The sequence below is a fragment of the Desulfurivibrio dismutans genome, assembly GCF_029210385.1.
GTDB lineage: Bacteria > Desulfobacterota > Desulfobulbia > Desulfobulbales > Desulfurivibrionaceae > Desulfurivibrio > Desulfurivibrio dismutans.
The window spans coordinates 1-20,015 of record NZ_JARGDQ010000003.1; the positions used below are offsets into that span (position 1 = coordinate 1).

General features: G+C 60.0%; 19 protein-coding genes and 8 pseudogenes. 12 read left to right on the top strand and 15 right to left on the bottom strand.

Going from position 1 to position 20,015, the window contains the following annotated elements; all coding sequences use genetic code 11:
• A pseudogene (hsdR, locus tag P0N66_RS03635) lies at positions 1-1,269 on the bottom strand (EcoAI/FtnUII family type I restriction enzme subunit R); the annotation flags it as partial.
• A 198-nt stretch (positions 1,270-1,467) separates the two neighbouring features.
• Here hsdR and P0N66_RS03645 point away from each other — a divergent pair.
• The 5 genes and pseudogenes from P0N66_RS03645 to P0N66_RS03660 all read left to right on the top strand — a co-directional run.
• Positions 1,468-1,662: pseudogene (locus tag P0N66_RS03645) on the top strand (selenoprotein B); the annotation flags it as partial.
• Positions 1,663-1,809: 147 nt separating this feature from the next.
• The gene (locus tag P0N66_RS03650) at positions 1,810-2,550 is read left to right on the top strand and encodes an MEDS domain-containing protein (protein WP_275802635.1); all 741 of its coding nucleotides are present in this window, start codon (positions 1,810-1,812) and stop codon (positions 2,548-2,550) included.
• A gap of 162 nt (positions 2,551-2,712) precedes the next feature.
• Positions 2,713-2,826: pseudogene (locus tag P0N66_RS12855) on the top strand (EF-P lysine aminoacylase GenX); the annotation flags it as partial.
• Between the two features lie 33 nt (positions 2,827-2,859).
• Entirely contained in the window at positions 2,860-3,261 is a 402-nt protein-coding gene (locus P0N66_RS03655; RefSeq protein WP_275802636.1) for a carboxymuconolactone decarboxylase family protein, read from the top strand.
• Complete coding sequence (locus tag P0N66_RS03660; RefSeq protein ID WP_275802637.1) at positions 3,228-3,596, top strand: DUF1638 domain-containing protein; 369 nt, start codon at positions 3,228-3,230, stop codon at positions 3,594-3,596. Before P0N66_RS03655 ends, P0N66_RS03660 begins: the two co-directional genes overlap by 34 nt.
• Before the next feature lie 91 nt (positions 3,597-3,687).
• On the opposite strand, the pseudogene P0N66_RS12860 reads toward P0N66_RS03660, so the two are convergent.
• The 4 genes and pseudogenes from P0N66_RS12860 to P0N66_RS12865 all read right to left on the bottom strand — a co-directional run.
• A pseudogene (locus tag P0N66_RS12860) lies at positions 3,688-3,840 on the bottom strand (DEAD/DEAH box helicase family protein); the annotation flags it as partial.
• 308 nt (positions 3,841-4,148) lie between these two features.
• Entirely contained in the window at positions 4,149-4,547 is a 399-nt protein-coding gene (gene tumE, locus P0N66_RS03670; protein ID WP_275802639.1) for a toxin TumE, read from the bottom strand.
• Complete coding sequence (gene tumA / locus P0N66_RS03675) at positions 4,537-4,767, bottom strand: antitoxin TumA (RefSeq protein WP_431190007.1); 231 nt, start codon at positions 4,765-4,767, stop codon at positions 4,537-4,539. Before tumA ends, tumE begins: the two co-directional genes overlap by 11 nt.
• A 249-nt stretch (positions 4,768-5,016) precedes the next feature.
• Positions 5,017-5,172: pseudogene (locus P0N66_RS12865) on the bottom strand (DEAD/DEAH box helicase family protein); the annotation flags it as partial.
• Between the two features lie 360 nt (positions 5,173-5,532).
• Here P0N66_RS12865 and P0N66_RS03685 point away from each other — a divergent pair.
• Positions 5,533-6,705: an ATP-binding protein gene (locus P0N66_RS03685; protein WP_275802642.1), complete on the top strand. Its 1,173-nt coding sequence runs from the start codon at positions 5,533-5,535 to the stop codon at positions 6,703-6,705.
• A gap of 500 nt (positions 6,706-7,205) precedes the next feature.
• On the opposite strand, the gene P0N66_RS03690 is transcribed toward P0N66_RS03685, so the two are convergent.
• Both P0N66_RS03690 and P0N66_RS03695 read right to left on the bottom strand, forming a co-directional pair.
• Positions 7,206-7,631: a transposase gene (locus P0N66_RS03690; protein WP_275802643.1), complete on the bottom strand. Its 426-nt coding sequence runs from the start codon at positions 7,629-7,631 to the stop codon at positions 7,206-7,208.
• A gap of 100 nt (positions 7,632-7,731) precedes the next feature.
• Entirely contained in the window at positions 7,732-8,631 is a 900-nt protein-coding gene (locus P0N66_RS03695; RefSeq protein ID WP_275802644.1) for a bifunctional nuclease domain-containing protein, read from the bottom strand.
• Between the two features lie 594 nt (positions 8,632-9,225).
• Between P0N66_RS03695 and phnD the strand changes: the two genes are divergently transcribed.
• From phnD to P0N66_RS03715, 4 genes are all read left to right on the top strand, one after another.
• A complete protein-coding gene (gene phnD, locus P0N66_RS03700) occupies positions 9,226-10,131 on the top strand; it encodes a phosphate/phosphite/phosphonate ABC transporter substrate-binding protein (protein WP_275802645.1) in 906 nt (301 codons plus the stop codon).
• 49 nt (positions 10,132-10,180) lie between these two features.
• Entirely contained in the window at positions 10,181-11,041 is an 861-nt protein-coding gene (locus P0N66_RS03705) for a phosphonate ABC transporter ATP-binding protein (RefSeq protein WP_275802646.1), read from the top strand.
• 18 nt (positions 11,042-11,059) lie between these two features.
• Complete coding sequence (locus P0N66_RS03710; protein WP_275802647.1) at positions 11,060-13,018, top strand: PhnE/PtxC family ABC transporter permease; 1,959 nt, start codon at positions 11,060-11,062, stop codon at positions 13,016-13,018.
• Positions 13,019-13,105: 87 nt separating this feature from the next.
• On the top strand, positions 13,106-13,660 hold the full coding sequence (locus tag P0N66_RS03715) for a hypothetical protein (protein WP_275802648.1): 555 nt from the start codon (positions 13,106-13,108) through the stop codon (positions 13,658-13,660).
• Positions 13,661-13,787: 127 nt separating this feature from the next.
• Here the strand turns inward: P0N66_RS03715 and P0N66_RS03720 are convergent, their stop codons facing one another.
• The 4 genes and pseudogenes from P0N66_RS03720 to P0N66_RS03740 form a co-directional block, all read right to left on the bottom strand.
• On the bottom strand, positions 13,788-14,372 hold the full coding sequence (locus tag P0N66_RS03720) for a nucleotidyl transferase family protein (RefSeq protein ID WP_275802649.1): 585 nt from the start codon (positions 14,370-14,372) through the stop codon (positions 13,788-13,790).
• Positions 14,373-14,410: 38 nt separating this feature from the next.
• Complete coding sequence (locus tag P0N66_RS03725) at positions 14,411-14,599, bottom strand: hypothetical protein (RefSeq protein WP_275802650.1); 189 nt, start codon at positions 14,597-14,599, stop codon at positions 14,411-14,413.
• Positions 14,574-14,927: a transposase gene (locus tag P0N66_RS03730; RefSeq protein WP_275802651.1), complete on the bottom strand. Its 354-nt coding sequence runs from the start codon at positions 14,925-14,927 to the stop codon at positions 14,574-14,576. The genes P0N66_RS03725 and P0N66_RS03730 overlap by 26 nt, the downstream gene beginning before the upstream one ends.
• 79 nt (positions 14,928-15,006) lie before the next feature.
• Positions 15,007-15,890, bottom strand: a pseudogene (locus P0N66_RS03740) (DEAD/DEAH box helicase family protein); the annotation flags it as partial.
• 147 nt (positions 15,891-16,037) lie between these two features.
• Between P0N66_RS03740 and P0N66_RS03745 the strand changes: the two are divergent.
• The gene (locus P0N66_RS03745; RefSeq protein WP_275802654.1) at positions 16,038-16,346 is read left to right on the top strand and encodes a UPF0175 family protein; all 309 of its coding nucleotides are present in this window, start codon (positions 16,038-16,040) and stop codon (positions 16,344-16,346) included.
• Entirely contained in the window at positions 16,343-16,570 is a 228-nt protein-coding gene (locus tag P0N66_RS12965) for a PIN domain-containing protein (protein WP_489667344.1), read from the top strand. The genes P0N66_RS03745 and P0N66_RS12965 overlap by 4 nt, the downstream gene beginning before the upstream one ends.
• A 36-nt stretch (positions 16,571-16,606) precedes the next feature.
• Here the strand turns inward: P0N66_RS12965 and P0N66_RS12870 are convergent.
• The 4 genes and pseudogenes from P0N66_RS12870 to P0N66_RS03765 form a co-directional block, all read right to left on the bottom strand.
• A pseudogene (locus tag P0N66_RS12870) lies at positions 16,607-16,801 on the bottom strand (hypothetical protein); the annotation flags it as partial.
• Positions 16,802-16,970: 169 nt separating this feature from the next.
• Positions 16,971-18,035: a clostripain-related cysteine peptidase gene (locus P0N66_RS03755; protein ID WP_275802656.1), complete on the bottom strand. Its 1,065-nt coding sequence runs from the start codon at positions 18,033-18,035 to the stop codon at positions 16,971-16,973.
• Between the two features lie 154 nt (positions 18,036-18,189).
• Entirely contained in the window at positions 18,190-19,404 is a 1,215-nt protein-coding gene (locus P0N66_RS03760) for a hypothetical protein (protein ID WP_275802657.1), read from the bottom strand.
• Between the two features lie 256 nt (positions 19,405-19,660).
• Positions 19,661-19,894, bottom strand: a pseudogene (locus P0N66_RS03765) (hypothetical protein); the annotation flags it as partial.
• Between the last annotated feature and the right edge of the window lie 121 nt (positions 19,895-20,015).

Genomic DNA, 20,015 nt, shown 5'->3' on the forward strand with positions numbered 1-20,015 from the left:
GGTAAACCGCCGCCGTGTCCGTCCAGTGCATGCAAGGCCTCTTGCAGGTTGCTCGCTTTGCCTCTCTGGACTTCTTCGGTTGTCAGGATGAAATTCTTCACCTTAGGCTGCCTTGAAATATCGTACTGTTCCTTCTCGCCTTCCAGTTCGTCGCCGGTGATCCGCATCACGTACTTGCGGTTTTCCCGCACCCGCTCCGGGTTGAGGTTGACCAGGGCCTGGCGCATCCGTTCGGCGTGGTCGATATCTTCGCAGAAGATGATGGTTTTCTGCATGGGGTCGGTCTGGGTGAGCAACTCGCTGACCTTGGCCGCCACCGTGATGGTGCGCTGTTCCAGGACCAGGCGGCGGTCGAAGTCTTTTTGGTTGTAGATGCGGTCTTCGATGAGTTGGCCGTGCTTGTCGGTCTGGCCTTGGGTGGGGCGCCAGCCCTGGAGGTCCTTGTCCAGATCGACCCGGATCACCTTGTAGGGGGCCAGGAAGCCGTCTTCGATCCCCTGTTTCAGGGAGTAGGTGTAAACCGGTTCGCCGAAGTAGTCGATGTTGGAGACTTCTTTGGTCTCCTTGGGGGTGGCGGTGAGGCCGATGTGGGTGGCCGAGGAAAAATATTCCAGGATCGCCCGCCAGGCGGAATCCGCCGCCGCGCTGCCCCGGTGGCATTCGTCGATGATCACCAGGTCGAAGAAGTCCGGCGAGAACTGTTTGTAGATGTTCTGTTCCTCTTCGCTGCCGGTGACCGCCTGGTAGAGCGAGAGGTAGATCTCGTAGGACTTGTCCACCGTGCGGTGGCTGACCTTGGTCATGGCCTGGCCGAAGGGCTTGAAGTCGTTGCTTTTGGTCTGGTCGATCAGAATGTTGCGGTCGGCCAGGAAGAGGATGCGCTTTTTGCGCCGGGCCTTCCAGAGCCGCCAGATGATCTGGAAGGCGGTGTAGGTTTTGCCGGTGCCGGTGGCCATCACCAGCAGGATGCGGTTCTGGCCGCGGGCCACGGCTTCCACCGTGCGGTTGACGGCGTTGACCTGGTAGTAGCGGGGGGTGCGGCCGGAGCCGTCGTCGTAGTACGGTTGTTCGACGATGCGGCGGCTGGCGGGGTCGGCCAGGCCGTGGTGGCGGCAGTAGAGTTCCCAGAGGGTTTCAGGGGTGGGAAAAGGAGACCTCTTCCCGCACCTGCCGCAGCAAGTCCCACCCGGCCTGCTCGATGGCCGGGGTGATGAACTTGCTGCAGATGTCCCGTTCGCTGAGTTGTTTTTTGGTTGCGCTGCCCATCATCTACTGGTTACCCCCATCTGGGCAGTAAAAACCAGTAGCGGCCAAAATGCAATCAGTTCCCGCCTCTTGTTCCGTCTCGGCCCACCGTCTTACTTTGGGCGGAAAGCTCCTCATTTTTTGGGATTGACACGACGGTCCGTGTATAGCATTGTATAGGAATGTATAAAACAAGTTAACATTTAATGGGGAGGAGCCATCATGGTCAGACTTGCAGAACTACCGGAATCCATGCGTTCACATTTGGTTTCACTTCCCTGCCCCACATTTAACGACCACCCCCGGGTTACCAGCCCTTCTTTGGCGCGCCGCCGGGTGGCGATTATCTCCATGGCCGGGCTCCATCGGCGCAGTGATCGTCCCTTCGAGGGAATGGCGGGAGATTACCGGGTCATTCGAAGGCCGAGTTTAACCGCTGGTTCTGGCAAAAGAGTGTGGCCGGCAAAGTACTCAGGCTTGTCAGAGATACCTGCCTGGCCTCCGATGATGAACAACTCCGGATGACTGGCTGCATGCTGCTGATTCCCATGGACCAGAGCTGAGATGATGGACAAGTTGTTGAATGTTAAAGAGGCGGCGGCATTGTTGAACGTTTCGGAAATGACCATCCGGCGTTGGACCAACACCGGCGCGCTCAACTGTTATCGTCTGGGTAAAAAGCGCGAGCGCCGCTTCCGCCGGCAAGATCTGCAGCAGTATCTTGCCGGCGGGGTCGACGGGGCTGGGGCCGGCGGGACGGCGGATGAATCCGGCCGGGTCTCCCTGGGTTTTGCCGGCATCGAGGTGCCCGACGGGGCACATCTGACCCACCTCTATTTTGACGACGAGGAGGCGCTGGGGCTCCAGGCCTCCTATGTTCGGCAGGGACTGGAGAAGGGGGAGACCGTACTGGTGATCGCCCCGGATCGGAGCCGGGAGGTCCTCTGGCGGACCCTGGAACGGGACGGCCTGGAGGTCATGGCGTTCATGGATCGCCAGCGGTTGTATCATGACGGGGGCCGGGAAACTCCGGCCGAGCTGGCGGCGTATATAGCCCAAATCGCCGCCTCGGCCCCCGGACGTCTGCGGCTGCTGGGCGACATGGCCTGGACCCGAAGTAAGCAATGGCCGCTGGAACTGATCAGGAGTGTAGAAGAGACGACCAACACCAGGCTGCGGGCCGGTCATCTTTTTCTCTGTCAGTACGGCCTGGCGGAATTTTCGGGCCGGGAAACCATGATGGCCGTAGAAACACACCGCTACGCGATCTACAAAGGAAGACTCCGGGAAAACTTGCTGGTCTGACCGGAAGACCGGATACGATGGGAAAATTGCCAGGAGGATATGATGACTGATAAGGCCTGGCAACATCCCGCCGACCGCCCTGGCCGGCAACGCCAGGCAAAGAATTACCAAGCGCGCCCAGTCGGCGACAATCATTAAAACGTAAGTGATCACGGGGTTCATCATGGAGTAAGCGGTCACGGGGTGCCGCAGGTTGCGGCAAGCGAGTCGGCGATGCGTGCATCAGTACGTGAGCCGGCTCGATCGCCGCAAGATGTGGTGCCCCGTGATCGCTTACATTAAAACAAATACACCGGGAGACAACCAAAGATGGAATGCAAAATGCTGGAAGAAGAACAGGCCACGGGAAAAACGGCAGAACTCTACGACGAGATTCGGTCCAAGTTCGGTATGGTACCCAACTTCTTCAAGGCCCAGGCGGCCGTTGATCCGGACTGGGCCTTAAACAACTGGGTCCGGGTTAAACAGATCATGCTGAAGGAGGGGGCCCTGGACCGCAAGACCAAGGAACTCATCGCCATGGTGGTCGCCGTGATGACCAACTGCCAGTACTGTCACCTGGCCCACAAGACCATGGCCATGATGGCCGGGGCCACCGAAGAAGAACTCAACGAAACCGCCATGATCATGGAGCTGTTCACCAGTTTTTCCTCCATTGCCAGCTCTCTGGAGGTCCCGTGCGACGTGACACCTGCCATGGTGAAAAGTTAAAAAAACACCGTGCCTCCTGCCTGAATGCGGACAATTGCCTGGATGCCCTGCTGGGACCGCGGAAGACTGAGGCGGAGAACGAAGGGGCCTTCGTGCTGACACCGGGGTGGCTCCGGGCCTGGCCGTCCATCATGGAGGCCATGGGCTGGGATGAAGTTGATACCCGCCTCAACTTGGGGCGTTACAGTAAAGCGGTGCTCTTTGATGCCGGAGTGGAACCGTTACTCAGCGACGAGGAGATTCTCTGGTTTTTCGAGGTTACCGGCCTTTATGTGGAAGTCAGGTCCTTTGATCTGAGTTCCTTGCAGGGGCACGTTCAACAGTGGTTTTCTTGAGCCCCGTGACCGCTTCCCCTGTTGAATCCCGGGGCACTCCCCATATTTTCTATGCCGTCTTCGATACCCTGTTTCAGGGAGTAGGTGTAAAGACCTTGGCCATGGCCTGGCCGAAGGGCTTGAAGACGTTGCTTTTGGTCTGGTCGATCAGGATGTTGCGGTCGGCCAGGAAGAGGATGCGCTTTTTGCGCCGGGCCTTCCAGAGCCGCCAGATGATCTGGAAGGCGGTGTAGGTCTTGCCGGTGAAGGAGACCTCTTTCCGCACCTGCCGCAGCAAGTCCCACCCAGCCCCTTCGATGGCCGGGGTGATGAACTTGGTGCAGATGCCTCTTTCGCTGAGTTCTCTTTTGGCCCGGCCGTCCATCATCTACTTGTTACCCCCTCGGGGCAATAAAAACCAGGAGCGGCCAAAATGCAATCAGTTCCAGCCCTTCGTTCCGTCTCGGCCCGTCGGCCCAACTCCTTGTCGGCCTGCCCGCCCAATTACTTGCTGGACAGCCGTGAAACGACTAAGTCGTTTTACGGTTATTGTCGGTACCGCAAAACCAATTTTCAGCGCCGAGCACAAAGGCCAACGAATTCCTTCACTTCCTGGAAAACCTGCCAGATACCAGGTTTCGCAGTGGCGATAACGCCTTCGGGCAAATGCTTATGGTGGGGAAAGCTCGATATTGCGGGAAAATGAGGGGTGCTGTCATAACGGAACACCAGCCGGTTCTGCTCATCCTGACAGTGGTAGCGGTAATCGAGGGACGAAAGCCGGTCGTTTTTAACTACCACCGATTCGTTGATCTCAAGCAGGGCACCTTGATCAAAACGAACTCTGATTCGCAGATTAACCCGTGATGGCGTAAGGACTTCTTCAAGATACCGCTCAACATAGGCCTGCTGACAGTCGACAACGGTCTTTTCAACCAAAGACAGGTATTCCGCCAGCTCTTTATGCAGCATTTTTTAGTTCGTTGCTGAGTTGGCGCCGCAATTCCAGGTAGTGCCGGTAATCGTTGGCCCATTCCACGAAATCAAGTTCATCGCCAAGCTCTCCGCGGTTATAACGATTGAAAAATTCTTCCGAATCCATATTGCGTTGACTTTCATAAGAGCTCAACCGCTTGGTAACCGCCACCAAGGCATCTAAAGGCGATGTATAAACAACTGTATCTTTACGCATATTTTCCTCCAATTCGCCTTGAATGGGTGGGTGAGGTGGTGATAGGAAGTTGCTTTTTCCAGCCCTGGCAAAAAACGGGGCATCAGCGAATACCCCGAACACCTTGTGCAACTTGCCCCCCAAAAGCCGACGTTTTTGTCAATAACGGCTGCCGACCGGCATGTCAACGAAAAAACCACCCCAAAACGGCCTGTTTCCAGAAGTTGCACGCATTTACGCCAGCGACCGGCAAAAGAGCATGCACTGGTGGCTGACCTTGGCCATGGCCTGGCCGAAGGGTTTGAAGTCGTTGCTTTTGGTCTGGTCGATCAGGATGTTGCGGTCGGCCAGGAAGAGGATGCGCTTTTTGCGCCGGGCCTTCCAGAGCCGCCAGATGATCTGGAAGGCGGTGTAGGTCTTACCGGTGAAGGAGACCTCTTTCCGCACCTGCCGCAGCAAGTCCCACCCGGCCCCTTCGATGGCCGGGGTGATGAACTTGGTGCAGATGTCTCTTTCGCTGAGTTCTCTTTTGGCCCGGCCGTCCATCATCTACTTGTTACCCCCTGGGGGCAATAAAAACCAGCAGCGGCCAAAATGCAATAAGTTCCCGCTGCTTGTTCCGTCTAGACCTGACCGCACGGCCTGCCCAGTCCAGATTACCAGGCTGGCGATTGGTCAACCCTCGAGCTTTACAATACATCAAGAAAGATGTTCATTCCGCTCTTCAATTCGGGAAATGTGAAAGTTTGAGTTTCAGATTTCCCTATTTTCAATTATCGAGGGTTGATGATTACTCGAATTCTCCAGCCGACCCTTAAAAAGCTGGCCGGGCAATATCCGGTGGTCACCGTGACCGGGCCTCGGCAAAGCGGCAAAACCACCCTCTGCCGGGCGGTGTTTCCGGATTATGCCTATGTCAACCTGGAGACGCCCGGTGTCCGCGAATTCGCCCGCACCGACCCTCGGGGGTTTCTGGCCTCATATCCCGGCGGGGTGATTCTGGATGAGGTGCAACGGGTGCCCGAACTCACTTCCTACCTGCAGCCGCTGGTCGATGAAAGTCGGGAGCCGGGGCGCTACATCCTTATCGGCAGCCAGCAGTTCGAGGTGATGAACACCATTACCCAGTCCCTGGCGGGGCGGACCACTCTGCTGAAGCTGCTGCCGTTGAGCATGGAGGAACTTGCCCTGGCGGGCATCGAAAGCGGAATCGACAACGCCCTGTTTACCGGCTTTTATCCCCGCATTTATGACGCCGGCCTCGATCCGACCCGGACCATGGGCGACTACATGGAAACCTATGTCGAGCGCGATATTCGCCGACTGATGGCGATCAAGGACCTGGCCCTGTTTGAAAAATTCGTCCGCCTCTGCGCCGGTCGCGTCGGGCAACTGCTCAACCTGCAAAGCCTGGGCAACGATACCGGCATTTCCCATACCACCGCCCGCAACTGGCTGACCCTGCTGGAAGCCAGTTACGTGGTGTTTCTGCTGCAACCCTGGCACGTCAATATCTCCAAGCGGCAGGTAAAAACTCCCAAGCTCTATTTTTATGATGTGGGGCTGGCATCGTACCTGCTGGGCGCGGAGAGCGAACTGCATATCAACCGCCACCCTCTTAAAGGCAACCTCTTTGAAAATATGGTGGTGGTTGAGGCCCTGAAATACCGCTACAACCGTGGTAAAAGGAGCAATCTTTACTTCTGGCGGGATGTTCGGGGCAACGAGGTGGACCTGCTGCTGGCCGGCGGCCCGGAGGTGTTTCCCGTCGAGATCAAAGCCGGGGCGACCATCAGCGGCGATTATTTCAAGGGCCTTAAAACCTTCGCCGCAGCCTCTCTCACCCCTCCCGCAGCCTCGGCCCTGGTGTACGGCGGCGAGGAAAACCAGCGCCGCAGCGAGGTGTCAATCTGGCGGGCGGCGGAGGTGGCTGCCATGATGCAGAGTTTCGGGCAATGACTCGTTAGGTGAGGTGGGTGATGGGTGGGTGAGGGTGATAGGTGATAGGTGAGGGTGATGGTGATAGGTGAGGTGATAGGTGATGGTGATAGGAAGTTGCTTGCTTTTCTCGACCCTGGCAAAAAAACGGGGCATCAGCGAATACCCCGTGCAACTTGCCCCTCAAAAGCCGATGCTTTTGTCAATAACGGCTGCCGTTCGGCATGTCGACGAAAAAATCCACCCCCAAAACAGCCTGATTTCGGAAGATCCCCGCATTTTGCGCCAGCGACCGGCAAAAGAGCATGCACCACACCAGCCGCCTGAATCCCCTCGCAAAAAACAGGCCCCAGTCCCTACCCCCCTGCTACACCGTGACCAACGGCTCTTCATACTGAAGCTGATGATCTTCATCTCCCCGCCGCACTTGGGGCAGGCGAGCGGGTCAACTTCCCAGACCTTCTTGATGCACTCCCGCCAGGTCGGGGACGGAATCTTGCGGGGTCGGTAGTCGGATACGTTCAGCACTTCCACCTCGGCCGGGGGTGGAGACTGGGCGGCAGCATCGGCCTGGCGGTTTGCCCTACCCCCCGGCCCCGGTTCGAATACCAGCCGTAGTAGCGCACCAGTTGGAATGACTTCTCCGGGATGTGCTGGGCCAGGGCCTCCCGGCCGGCCTCGTCATAGCGGGCCAGCCGGACCCCGTTATGCACCGAAAAACCGGAGTTGTGCCGCCAGGTAAGCAGCTTGGCGATCAGGGCATCATCGATCCGGCCTTCCTTCTTGAGCATCGCCAGTACCTTGGCCCGGAACATTTCGGCCAATGGCGCGAGGTCCACTTTCGGCATCACGTAAAAAACGCCGCTCTCCCGGAACAGGCCGTCGGCCAGCAGGACATGGACATGAGGGTGCCAGCGGGCATAGTCGCCGAAGGTCTGGATCGCCATGACCGCCCCCAGGGCTCCGCTCTTCAGGCCGGTTGCGGTGCGGAAAAACTTGAGCAGGCTCTGGTTGGTAGAGCGGCAGAGCTTGCCCAGCAGCTTGCGGTCATACTTGAAAAAGCGGCGCAGGATGATAAAGCGTGATGCCGGGGCTGCTCCGTTGCCTCGGCGGGCGCGGGGCCGGAACCTCGGTGGAGAGTTCCAGCCGGTGCTGCTGTCCGTCCTGCCAGTAGGCCATGGCCGCCTTTTTCCCCTCCGGGGTGGCGCGGACCAGTTCCAGAAACTCCATGGGGTTGGTCGGGGTCTGTTCGTTGACCTCGGTGATCAGGGCGCCGGGGCGCAACCCGGCCTCGCCGGCCGGGCCGGTGACGTTGCTGACCAGCACGCCCTGGTTGTCCGGCAGCGAGAGGGCGGCCTGCAACTCCTTGGTAACCTGGTTGACGGTGATCCCGAGCGCGGTAACCACCTCGTGCTCCAGCCCCCGGTACTGGATGGTCCGGGCTATCTGCAGCACTTTGGGGACGATGAGGATGCCGGCGCCGGCGCGGACGGCCAGGGCCAGGGCATCGCTGGGGCGGGAGTCGATATGCAGGGGTTGGTCGCGCCCCGATACGGCCAGTTCCAGCATCCCGTAAAAGGTGTTGTCGCGCAGGTCGTCGATGTAAACCCGCAGCAGTTGGGCATCCAGGGTAGCGACAACGTTGAGCAGCAGATCGTGGGTCATGGGGCGCGGCATGGCCGCTCCCCGCAAGGCCTGGCTGATGGCCAGGGCCTGCTCCGGGCCGATGAAGATGGGCACCACCTCGTTGGCGTGGGGTTCACGCAACAGCACCACCGGCGAGCCGTTGTCGGCGATGGCCACCGTGGCCACCTCGACCTCCACCAGTTGGTCCGGCTCCAGCGCCAGTTCGCGCCCGTCCCGGCTCTGACCGGGCAGGGGGGAAAGTGCCAGCAGGGCCAGCACCAGCCCGCCAAACAGCAGGGGAAGGTATCGGGAAAAAACCATGCGCGCCTCCGGGTGCTTTTTAACGTTGCCGGCTCATTAGAACAAGCGGCCGGCCCGTTGTCAAACGGATTGGCCCCCCGGTTTTGTTATCGTAGGGCGGCCAGGCGAGCGGGCAGTCGCCACTGCTTGAGCAGCTCGGCGGCGGCCGGCGGGAGCAGCTGTTCCCAGGGTTTACCTTCTACCTCAACTTTCTGACTTATCTTAAGATCGCGAGGACATCGCGGCGATTGAGGCTTTTCAGCGCCAGCTTGCGGTGGGCAAAGAGGAGTTGCTCCCCGCCGACATGGCGGACCGCACCCTTGACGGGAAAAATAAAATCAGGGTCTGGCGCGAGTACCGGCAGCTAGGTTGATAAATTTAATTGATCCATGTAATTGTTTTTATCGATGATAAAGGTGGTTAATAATTATAATTACCTGTTGGACCTGTTTTCTTTTTGTTTGCTATAGTCCACGACTTTCGAGGGGCGTAACCGTACTGCAGACTGCCTTTGAGTGGCGGCATGAGTCGCCTGGTGGCGAAGTCCCGGCGGCGTACGGTTTGCATGATTACGGTCAATTTTACAACCTGCTGGCAAGCACAAGGAGAACAGTAATGCGACAAAAATTTTTCGATTCCCTGGTCCTGACTATGGCCCTGGCTGTTATGGCCTTGATTTTTACCCCGTTGTCGGTTTCGGCGGCCCAGGCGCCGGATAAAATCACCATCGTCGCCATCCCCGACGACAGCGCCGAGAACATGCGGGAGTTTTTTGGACTGATCGCCCGCCATATTGAGGCCGCCACCGGTATTCCCACCGAATACGTCCACGTGGAAAACTATGCCGCCACGGTTACCGCCTTGGCCACCGGTCGGGCCCAGTTGGCCTGGTTCGGCGCCGTGACCACCGCCCAGGCCTATCTGATGATGGGCGATGAACTGGAAGTGGTGGCGGCTCGCGATATCGACAAGGAATTTATCAGCTACTTCATTGCCAACGCCGAGGCCGGCATCGGCCCGGTCAGCGACCTCAAGGAACTGGCCGAAATGGCCGCCGGCAAAAACTGGACCTTCACCTTCGGCAGCAAGAGCAGCACCTCCAGTCATCTGATGCCTCGCAACTTTTTTGCCGACCAAAGCGGCAAGCGCCCGGAGCAGGTGTTCCGCACCGTGGCCTACAGCGGCAGTCACGACGTGGTGCTGCAGAAGGTGGCCAACGGGGAATTTCACCTGGGCGGCCTGGGGCAGCCCCCTTACGATCGGGCTTCCGCTGAACTCCAGGCCAAAGCCCCCATCATTTACACCACCCCCAAGTTCACCAACTACTGCTTTGCCACCCGCGCAAGCCTTGGCCGGGAAACCATCGACCAAATCCATGCCGCCCTGCTGGGCCTGCATGAATCGGAAGAAGGGCGCCAGGCCCTGGGTTACCTCAAGTCCGAGGGTTTTGTCGATGCCGACATCAGCGAGTGGATGGGTTATGTCGAACTGCTCAAGTCCGGGGTGGACATTGGCAACTGATTCATCCTCTTCGGTACTCCCCACCCCCCCGGCCTTCAGGGTTCGAGGGGTGAACAAGGATTTTGGCGGCCAGCGGGTGCTTGCCGATATCTCCTTCACCATCGCCGCCGGCGAGCGGGTGGCCATTATCGGTCCTTCCGGGGCCGGTAAGACCACCCTCTTTCGGCTGCTGTGCGCCGTGCTGCAGCCCGACGGCGGCTCCGTCGAGGTTTTCGGACAAGACTGCACCGGCTTGCACGGGCGGCGCTTGCGGCGGCTGCGGCGGGAGATCGGGGTGCTCTACCAGTCCGATAACCTGATTCCCCAGTTACGGGTGGTCCATAATGTGCTGATGGGCAAGTTGGGTCGCTGGAGTCTGCCCCGGGCCCTGCTGTCCCTGCTCTGGCCCCAGGATCTGCCGACGGCCCGGGCGGCTTTAGCGCGGGTCGAACTGGCCGATCGGCTCTGGGCCATGCCGGGGGAACTCTCCGGCGGGCAGCAGCAGCGGGTGGCCCTGGCCCGGCTGCTGGTGCAGCAACCCAAAATCATGCTGGCCGATGAGCCGGTAAGCCAGCTTGACATCCGCCTGGGCCGGGAAATTATCGAGCTGTTGGCCTCCATTGCCACCTCACTGGGCAATACGCTGCTGGTCAACCTGCATACCCTGGAGTTGTTGCAGGGTCACTTTCAGCGGCTGCTGGCCTTGAAAGATGGTCGGCTTTTCTGGCAGGGACCGCCTGCCGCCTTAAGTCATGATTTATTGCGGGAATTGTACGGCACCGAGTATCAGAGCCTGCATCTGGAAGAGGGCCGGAAGGGCGAAAATATCGCCGAACCGGCCGGCGGTGTCGGGGCTGCTGATCAGATGGAGGCAGTGGCAGGGCCACATCAAGTCCCGGCGGCGGCCGGCGTCGAGCAGACGGTAAACTGAATCCGGTGCCGATCTGCCATGCGGACCCAACCACCCATAACCTGTAATGTGGCCACTACCCATCGGCCGCCGGCAGCCCCCCCTTTTTCACCGGAAGGTGACAAACGGCCCTGGGGAGTCTGGGCCGCCATCTTCACCATCGCCGTTCTGCTGGTGGCCGCCTTCACCGCCGTGGAATGGGATTTTTCCTCCCTCACCGATCCCGACCAGCGCCGTTTGGCTTTGGGACGTATGTGGTCATGGATGGCCGCCTTTCGTCACCCCGATTTCAGCCCCGAATTTCTCCGCCACAGTTGGGCCCTGACCCTGCAGACCTTGTCGGCGGCGGTGATCGGCACCTTTCTCGCCATCATCGCGGCGATTCTGCTGGCGTTGGGGTCATCCCGGGCGGTGAGCGTGGGCGAAGAAAACCTTAAAGGCTGGCGGCGGGATTTCCCCCTGCGACGGCCGGCGGCGCTCTTTTGCTCCCTGTGCCGGATCATCCAGGATGTGCTGCGGGCGGTGCCAGATTTCGTCTGGGCGGTGATTCTGGTGGCCATCATCGGGTTGGGGCCGCTCACCGGGGCCCTGGCGCTGGCGCTCAACATCACCGGTATCCTGGCCAAGATATACAGTGAGCTGTGGGATTCGGTGGATGAGAAATCATACGAACAGGTGCGGGCCAGCGGCGCCGGGCGGCTGACGGCCCTTTTTTACGGAATCGGCCCCCTGGCGGCTCGCAGCGTGCAAAGTTTTACCCTGATGCGGGCCGAATGCGCCATCCGCAACGCGGCGGTGATCGGGGCGGTTGGGGGTGGAGGCCTTGGTTCCGATATCTGGTATCAGATCCAGTTTGGGGCCTGGTCCAAGGTGACCACCCTGCTGCTCTTTACCCTGGCCCTGACGTTGAGTGCCGACCTGGTGAGTAACTTTATTCGCCGTCAGTTGCGCAGCGATTCTAACCACCCCCGGGCGGTCCGTACAGGTTCGCTTTTTCGACAGCTGGCTCGCAGCTATGTGGCGGTGGGGGTGGCCCTGGCCATTGTCGGCTGGTCGTTCTGGTTCATGGGCTGGGGCAACAATGCCCCGCCGGGTCAGGAGCGCCGCAACTTTCTGCTGCCGGCGGTGGAACTGGTTTCCGGCGAGGCCTGGCGCAATATCAGTTTTTTTGAGCGGATGCTGCAACCGGAAATTGATCTGGCGGCCGTGGGGATCGGTGATGCCGACGAGGTGGAAGCCCGGCGGGCGGCGGGCACCAGCGTTAATCTTTTTGCCGAATATGGCCCGCTCTCGGCCTGGCGACCGGCGGCCTGGCGGGCCTGGGAAGAGGAGTTGAGCCACTGGTTCGGCTGGCGGGTAATCAAGTCCGCCGCCGTGCCTTTGGCCATGGCCCTGGTGGGCACCTTGCTGGGGGTAGCGGCGGCCGGCCTGCTCAGTTATCCGCATTCCTTCTCCTTTATGTGGGAATCCAGCCATTTCACGGGCGAAAGCCCGCCCTGGTGGCTGAAATTGCTCCGGCGTCTGCAGATGGTGATCGCCCGGCTCACCGGCCTGATCTCCCGGGGGGTGCCGGAGGTAATGTGGGCCTTCCTCTTTATCTCTTTTTTCGGGCCGGGGCTGCTGGCTGGAATGATGGCCATCGCCATCCACAGCACCGGAGTGCTGGTGCGGGTGTTCAGCGAAAGCATCGACAATATCCCCTATCGCCGCTTCGAGCAGTCTTTCAGCGGTTCGCGGGCCGCTTGTTTCGGCCTGGTGGCGGTACCGGTGGCCTGGCGCGACTGGCTGACCTATTCCTTTTTCCAGTTCGAAGCCAATGTCCGCACCGCCGTGGTCCTGGGCATCGTCGGCGCCGGCGGCCTGGGGTTCCAGTTCAGTTTCAACTTCGAATGGTTCCGCTTTGAAAAAGCCGCCACCTATCTGATGATGATCATTGCTTTAACCATCATCATCGACCGCATTTCCCGGCTGCTGCGTTTCTCCCGGGTCAGCCGCTGAAGTTGTTTTTATATCCCTCTGTGCTTTGCGCCGTCATAGTTTTGCGGTAGACTGCAGTTATTGATCAACGGCACAACCGGGAGGGAAATGGTGGATAGAAAAGCTAAGGTGCGGTTTGGATGGTTTGGGGTCATGGTGGTTGCCGTGTTGCTGGCGGTCGCGGCCGGGCCGGCGGCGGGATCCGGGCCGGCCGCAGCCGGCAAGGGTCAAAGCGACCGCCCCGATGACCGGGTGGCTTTGACGGGGGTGGAGACCGGGCGTATTTTCTGGGATATAACCATCGCCGATGCTTACCGCCTGGCCGGGCGGTTGGGGGTGGTGGTCACCACCTATGAGGATATGGTGCGCCAGGGGGTAACCCCGGAAATGGTCCTGGCCTTCCGTGGCGGGGCGGTCCGGCTGCTGGCCGCTGATTTGGCCATGGTGCCGGCCGAGCAGCGGGCCGGCGCCGCCGACGTGCAGCGTCGCCTGCAGGAGTTGCAGGAGCGGCCGGGAGTCCGCCTGGAGGCCTGCTACATCGCCATGGGCCGGGTGCCCTTGGAGCCGGGCAAGATGATGCCCGGAGTCAACACGGTGGGCAATACCTTCCTTTCGGCCATGGGTTTTGGCCAGAAGGGGTATGTGGCCATCTCCCTGCCTTGATGACTTCGCAAGAAGTCCATGGACGGACTTTTTGCGACTTCATCTGCATTGATTTCCGGCGTTTTCGGGGCCGATTATCATTAGAGATCAACTTTCCGGTTCAAGCGGTTTGCCGGAGTTGTCCACATCAATCCTTTGTCGCAGACCGAGTAACAGCGGCCAGGCGGGCGGGCAGTTGCCATTGCTTGAGCAGCTCGGCGGCGATCGGCGGCAACAAATGTTCCCATGGCTTACCTTCCATTATCAGCTGACGGATGTCGACGGCGCTCAGGCCCTTTTCCGCCGGGCTGACTTCCCATAAGATGTGGGTTTTAAGGCCCAGTTGCCGGAAGGTGGCCAGCTTTTTGCGGCCCCAGTCGTCGTAGATGCTGAGCAGGAAGACGGCGTCGAGCGGCACGTAATGGCGGTAAAGCTCGGGCCGGTTGATGGGCAGGGGCACCACCGAGAAGGTGTTTTCCGGCCGACCCGCCGCCACCAGCACCGCCCGTACCAGTTGGTAGCGCTCGAAGTAGGTCAGGGGGTTGGCCGCCGGTTGGCTGCGTTCCGGGTCGGTGGGGTCATCCTTGGTCAGTCCCGGGTCCGGGTTGGTAATGCCCACCACCAGGTGACGGCACAGTTCGGCCCCGGCCAGCAGATAGCGCCGGTGGTCGTTGTGCAGCACCTGGAAACGGCCGTGGATGACCCCGGTTTCATATGGTTTACCGTTGTTCATCGGTTAATTTTCATCCCGCTGTTTGCTTCTGCTCAGTGTTACCCTTCTAACTTGAATGCTTCACAGGGGCCAGGCCAGTAGGGCAGGTCGGCGGGGTGGTCGCGCAGGCCCACCAGTTTGGCCCGGTCCAGGGCGTTGATCACCAGGGCCATCAGCTCTCCGCCCCGGACCGTGCCCAGGGCGCCGCCGGCCACCGCCACCTCATCGAAGGCGGTGATCCTGTCCACCCTGATCCCTTCCCCGACCATGGTCAGCGGCACCGCTTCGCCGCAGTGAACCAGGGGGCCGGCGCTGGGGGTGGAGACTGGGCGGCGGCATCGGCCTGGCGGTTTGCCCTACCCCCCGGCCCCGGTTCGAGTACCAGCCGTAGTAGCGCACCAGTTGGAACGACTTCTCCGGGATGTGCTGGGTGATGGCGGCGATGAACTCGGTGGCGCTGAAGACCTGGAAGTTCCTGCGGCCGCCTTTACTGCGCGACGGGGTCGGCTTGGATTTGTAGATAACCATGCCGCTGGCCGGGTTATGGTAAACCGCCGCCGTGTCCGTCCAGTGCATGCAAGGCCTCTTGCAGGTTGCTCGCTTTGCCTCTCTGGACTTCTTCGGTTGTCAGGATGAAATTCTTCACCTTAGGCTGCCGTTCGGCGTGGTCGATATCCTCACAGAAGATGATGGTTTTCTGCATGGGGTCGGTTTGGGTGAGCAACTCGCTGACCTTGGTCGCCACCGTGATGGTGCGCTGTTCCAGGACCAGGCGGCGGTCGAAATCTTTTTGGTTGTAGATGCGGTCTTCGATCAGTTGGCCGTGCTTGTCGGTCTGGCCTTGGGTGGGGCGCCAGCCCTGGAGGTCCTTGTCCAGATTTTGCGCCGGGCCTTCCAGAGCCGCCAGATGATCTGGAAGGCGGTGTAGGTCTTGCCGGTGCCGGTGGCCATCACCAGCAGGATGCGGTTCTGGCCCTTGACAACGGCTTCCACCGTGCGGTTGACGGCGTTGACCTGGTAGTAGCGGGGGGTGCGGCCGGAGCCGTCGTCGTAATAGGGTTGTTCGACGATGCGGCGGCTGGCGGGGTCGGCCAGGCCGTGGTGGCGGCAGTAGAGTTCCCATAGGGTTTGGGGTGCGGGGAACTCATTCAGGGCCAGGGTGGTTTCGGTCTGGCCACTCAGGCCGGTGCGGTCGTGGAAGAGAAAGCCGTCGCCGTTGCTGCTGAAGACGAAGGGGACATCCAGGACCTCGGCGTAGGCCAGGGCCTGCTGCATGCCGTCGCCTAAGGTGTGGTTGTTGTCCTTGGCTTCGATAACGGCGATGGGCTGGTTGGGCTGCAAGCTCAACACATAATCGGCCCGCCGCTTTTTCCCCCGGGCATGGAGCCTTCCCCGCACGATGATCCGCCCGGCGGTAAAGGAGACCTCTTCCCGCACCTGCCGCAGCAAGTCCCACCCGGCCTGCTCGATGGCCGGGGTGATGAACTTGGTGCAGATGTCCCTTTCGCTGAGTTGTCTTTTGGCCTGGCCGTCAATCATCTACTGGTTACCCCCATCGGGGCAGCAAAAACCAGGAGCGGCCAAAATGCAATCAGTTCCAGCCCCTCGTCCCATTATGACCAGCCCTCCCAACTACTTGCTGGACAGTCGCGAACCGACTAAGTAGTATTACAAGGACAAGCACTTGTGGAAGGCCATCTTTTTACCTGCCAAGGGAGATATGCGATGCCGTTGAGAACCGTGGAAATATCATTTCCGTCCGAGGTGTTGGATGCACTGGCGGCAACTTATCAGGACAATGCCGATGTAATTAAAGAAGCCGCCGTGCTCGAATTATATCGGGAAGGGAGAATTTCCGCCGGCAAGGCCGCCGACATCCTGGAGATGGATCGCTTTGAGTTTATCCGGTATGCCGGCAAGAAAGGAATACCTTACATCCGGATGTCGCCCGACGAACTGGAAAACGAGATCGCAATGCTGGAAAAATCGGCATGAAGGCGGTAGCCGACACAAGTCCCTTGATACTGCTCGAAAAAGCGGGGTGTTTGTGGATCCTGGGAAAACTCTGTCAAACAGTGGCAATTCCACCTGCGGTTGACCAGGAATGGCTGCGACCGGGCGGTTACGAAGTGCCCGGTTGGTTGCACGTATCGAACCTCACCCCGGAGGCGAAAAGCACCGCTACTACCTGTCTGACGAACTACTTGCCAAAGCCCTAATGCTGGCCGGCGAAAAATAAACTTCCCGCTGAAGCTCTTGGCTTCGATAACGGCGATGGGCTGGTTGGGCTGCAAGCCCAACACATAATCGGCCCGCCGCTTGCGCCCCCGGGCATGGAGCCGCCCCCGCACGATGATCCGCCCGGCGGTAAAGGAGACCTCTTCCCGCACCTGCCGCAGCAAGTCCCACCCGGCCCCTTCGATGGCCGGGGTGATGAACTTGGTGCAGATGTCCCTTCCGCTGAGTTGTTTTTTGGCCTGGCCGGAAGTCGATGGTGGTCAGGCGCCAGGCACCCTCCGGGTGGTCCGGTACCGCCGCTACCTCCAAGGCGAGACGGTGGAGAATCCCGACCCGGCGGCGGTGGTGGCCGCCTTCCGTTCGGGCCTCATCTCCGTCTGATCAGCGCTCGTCGGGCAGGAACACCGACAACCCGTGCATCGCCTCGCGTTTGCTCGCGAGCCGCAGGATGACGCGATCCAACTCCAGGGGCGGCCGGTCGTCGGAGGCGTTGATGTGGGCGACCACGGCGGCGATGTCGACCATGCTGCGGAAAGGCACTCCGAAGCTGCCGAGCCGGTGGAGGTCGTCCCCCAGCACAGCCGCACGGTGTGTGGGATCGCTGAGGTGTGTATCCACCCGCTCCAGCATGGCATCCAACTCCGGACCGGTGCGCAGCAAAGCGGTGGCCCCCAGCGGATGCCCCCGGCGCAAGGCCGTGGCGGCCGAGGTGAAGGCGACCTCGGCCACCGCCGCCGGGCTGCGCTCCTCCAATTCGGAGAGGTTCTGTAAGAGCAGGGTGTAATCCTGGGCTCCGGAAGGATAACGCCCCTGCTGCACCACCAGGAAGTCGGTGCGATCCTTCAGGGTGGCGATGCCGGCGGTGTCGGCCATCAGGCACATGTCGAGGACGAGCAGATCCACCCGGTGATCGCGCAGTCCCTCCCGCATGGCCTCGGCCGTGAAGGGCCGACCGTACTCGGAGGGCAACTCCAGGTCTGCTCCGAAAGGACCGTAGCCGTGGCCGGTGAAGACCACCGCGTGATGGGTGGCCGGATAGCGCTCGCGCACGAAGGCGAAGAAGGCCCGCATCCGTTCAGGATCGTGGGTGCCGACATCGGGCAGTTCAACGGAGAGGGAGCTGGACACCGTCTCGTGATACGAGCGCCCGTCGATCTCGAACACCCGTCGGCCGGAAAAGGGCCGCAGCAACAAGCGGCTTCGCCCCCGGCCGATGTCAATGGCCACGACGATGTTGACCCCTTCCAATCCTGGCTGGCCCGCGATCAGCTCGCGCAGGTTCTGCAGTTGTTGGCGGGAGAGGTTGTTGTTGCCATCAAGATAGAAGGCGAAGGTCCAGGTATCGGTTCGGGTTGCCGGGTCGATGAAGCCAAGCAGCCGCCAAGCCAGCGTGCCGCCGACCACCACCGCCACCACCAACACCACCACGACAAGCCACCGGATCATGCGCATCGCGCTCCTATCATGAAACACGCCCGGGAGGGTCGAGTTGACGCTCGACCCTCCCGGGCGTGTTTTGTTCCATCACAACGCCGGGGCCTGCATGAGCAGGCCCCGGCGTTGACTCCTTTCCGTCCCATCCGCTCGAAGCGGCAGGGCGTCAGGGGAAGATGTTTTCCAGGGTCGGATATTCGAAGTCCGCGAGGTCATTCTCGGTGGCGAAGATGCAGGCCATCTCGCCGCTGCTGGGGATCCTCACGAGATCGGCGAAGGGGGGGTGGGTACCAGAGGCCAGAGTGGCATCATCGATCGGATACGAATAGGTACCCCCACCGTAGAGGGTTTCGCCGTCATACGTCGCATCAAGAAAGTCGGCATAGGACAGGATCACGGTATATCCCTCTCCCTCCACATCTCTCGTATTATCCAAGAAGATATCGTCGATCTCATCGATCATCCGGACGGCCATGTAGCTCTCTTCCGGGATCATATCGCCGTTGTTGTCTTCCTCGCCCACACCGCCGCCGAATACCAGCCAGCTTCTCCCCCCCTGGCTGAACTTCTGGGCAAAACGGAAGGTGGTGTCGTCCAGTTCGACATAGGTGTTGGACAGCGAGGTGACTTCAGCGCCTTCGCTCGCCTCCTTGTATTCGGCAGCGTATCCCGACCACACCTTGGTTTCCTGGGCGTCGACGAAACTACGTTCGGCATAGACGAGTTCGCGTCCGAAACCTTCATTTTCAGGAATAAAGGGAAACAACCCCAAGAGCTTGTCGCCGTCGGCGTCACGAAAGTAGAAGATAGTGGTATTCTGTTCGCTGCCATCCGCACCATCCGCGTCGTAGACCGTAATCTCGATCTGGAAGTCGGTCACGGCAGGGAGTCCGGTCCAGTCCGGCAGGGAGACCGATGCCGGAGCCCTTTGCCAGGCCACCGTCAAGGTGATATTCTCACCATCTTCATCGATTTCGATCTCGTCGGTCCTCGGCGCGTCGTCGGCCTCCATCTTCAGATCGGATTCTCGCAGGATGGTGCTCAACACCGAGGTGATTTCATCGACCATCACTGGCCCGAAGAAGATGCTCTGCGCGCTGCCTTCGTCTTCGTTGAACATCCGTCCGAGCAGGCGGTAGTTCTGCTCGCCCTCCGTGTTGGGATTCCAGTTCTCCCAGTCGGCGAAAATGGGTCCGCTGCTGCCAGTAGTCGGAATTATCCGGGTCATGGTATCGACCAGGGAACCGATGATGACGGGATCGTCCAAGGAATCGTTGGTGACGGGATCTTTCGAGGAGCTGCTGCCGCTACTGCAGGCAGCGATGGCCAAGATGAGTGGAATGAGCACCATAAGTTTGGCGATGGATGATGTCTCTTTCATTGCTCCCCCTTTCGGTTTATGGGTTCGTTGAAATATTTTACGAAAAAATAAAACCTCGTCCTGACAAGGTGAGGTGATAGGGGTGATAGGAAGTTGCTTTTCTCGACCATGGCAAAAAACGGGACATCAGCGAATACCCCGTGCAACTTACCTCTTCAAAAGCCGACACTTTTGTCAATAACGGCTGCCGACCAGCATGTCAACTAAAAAATCCACCCCAAAAACGGTCGAAAACTCGGGACAATCCCCATATTTTCTTGGCTTCGATAACGGCGATGGGCTGGTTGGGCTGCAAGCCCAGCACATAATCGGCCCGCCGCTTTTGCCCCCAGGCATGGAGCCGCCCCCGCACGATAATCCGCCCGGCGGTGAAGGAGACATCTTCCCGCACCTGCCGAAGCAAGTCCCAACCGGCCTGCTCAATGGCCGGGGTGATGAACTTGGTGCAGATGTCCCTTTCGCTGAGTTGTCTTTTGGTCTGGCCGTCCATCATCTATATGGTTACCCCCAGCGGGGCAGTAAAAACCAGGAGCGGCCAAAATGCAATCAGTTCCCGCCCCTTGTTCTACGTCCCGGCCAGTCGGCCCAACTCCTTGCTGGACAGCCGTGCA

Coding starts and splice junctions, on each gene's coding strand:
- P0N66_RS03650 (WP_275802635.1), top strand. CDS start 1,810: ATGATGGACAAGTTGTTGAATGTTAAAGAGGCGGCGGCATTGTTGAAC.
- P0N66_RS03655 (WP_275802636.1), top strand. CDS start 2,860: ATGGAATGCAAAATGCTGGAAGAAGAACAGGCCACGGGAAAAACGGCA.
- tumE (WP_275802639.1), bottom strand. CDS start 4,547: ATGCTGCATAAAGAGCTGGCGGAATACCTGTCTTTGGTTGAAAAGACC.
- tumA (WP_431190007.1), bottom strand. CDS start 4,767: ATGCGTAAAGATACAGTTGTTTATACATCGCCTTTAGATGCCTTGGTG.
- P0N66_RS03685 (WP_275802642.1), top strand. CDS start 5,533: ATGATTACTCGAATTCTCCAGCCGACCCTTAAAAAGCTGGCCGGGCAA.
- P0N66_RS03690 (WP_275802643.1), bottom strand. CDS start 7,631: ATGGCGATCCAGACCTTCGGCGACTATGCCCGCTGGCACCCTCATGTC.
- P0N66_RS03695 (WP_275802644.1), bottom strand. CDS start 8,631: ATGGTTTTTTCCCGATACCTTCCCCTGCTGTTTGGCGGGCTGGTGCTG.
- phnD (WP_275802645.1), top strand. CDS start 9,226: ATGCGACAAAAATTTTTCGATTCCCTGGTCCTGACTATGGCCCTGGCT.
- P0N66_RS03710 (WP_275802647.1), top strand. CDS start 11,060: ATGCGGACCCAACCACCCATAACCTGTAATGTGGCCACTACCCATCGG.
- P0N66_RS03715 (WP_275802648.1), top strand. CDS start 13,106: ATGGTGGATAGAAAAGCTAAGGTGCGGTTTGGATGGTTTGGGGTCATG.
- P0N66_RS03720 (WP_275802649.1), bottom strand. CDS start 14,372: ATGAACAACGGTAAACCATATGAAACCGGGGTCATCCACGGCCGTTTC.
- P0N66_RS03730 (WP_275802651.1), bottom strand. CDS start 14,927: ATGCACTGGACGGACACGGCGGCGGTTTACCATAACCCGGCCAGCGGC.
- P0N66_RS12965 (WP_489667344.1), top strand. CDS start 16,343: ATGAAGGCGGTAGCCGACACAAGTCCCTTGATACTGCTCGAAAAAGCG.
- P0N66_RS03755 (WP_275802656.1), bottom strand. CDS start 18,035: ATGATCCGGTGGCTTGTCGTGGTGGTGTTGGTGGTGGCGGTGGTGGTC.
- P0N66_RS03760 (WP_275802657.1), bottom strand. CDS start 19,404: ATGAAAGAGACATCATCCATCGCCAAACTTATGGTGCTCATTCCACTC.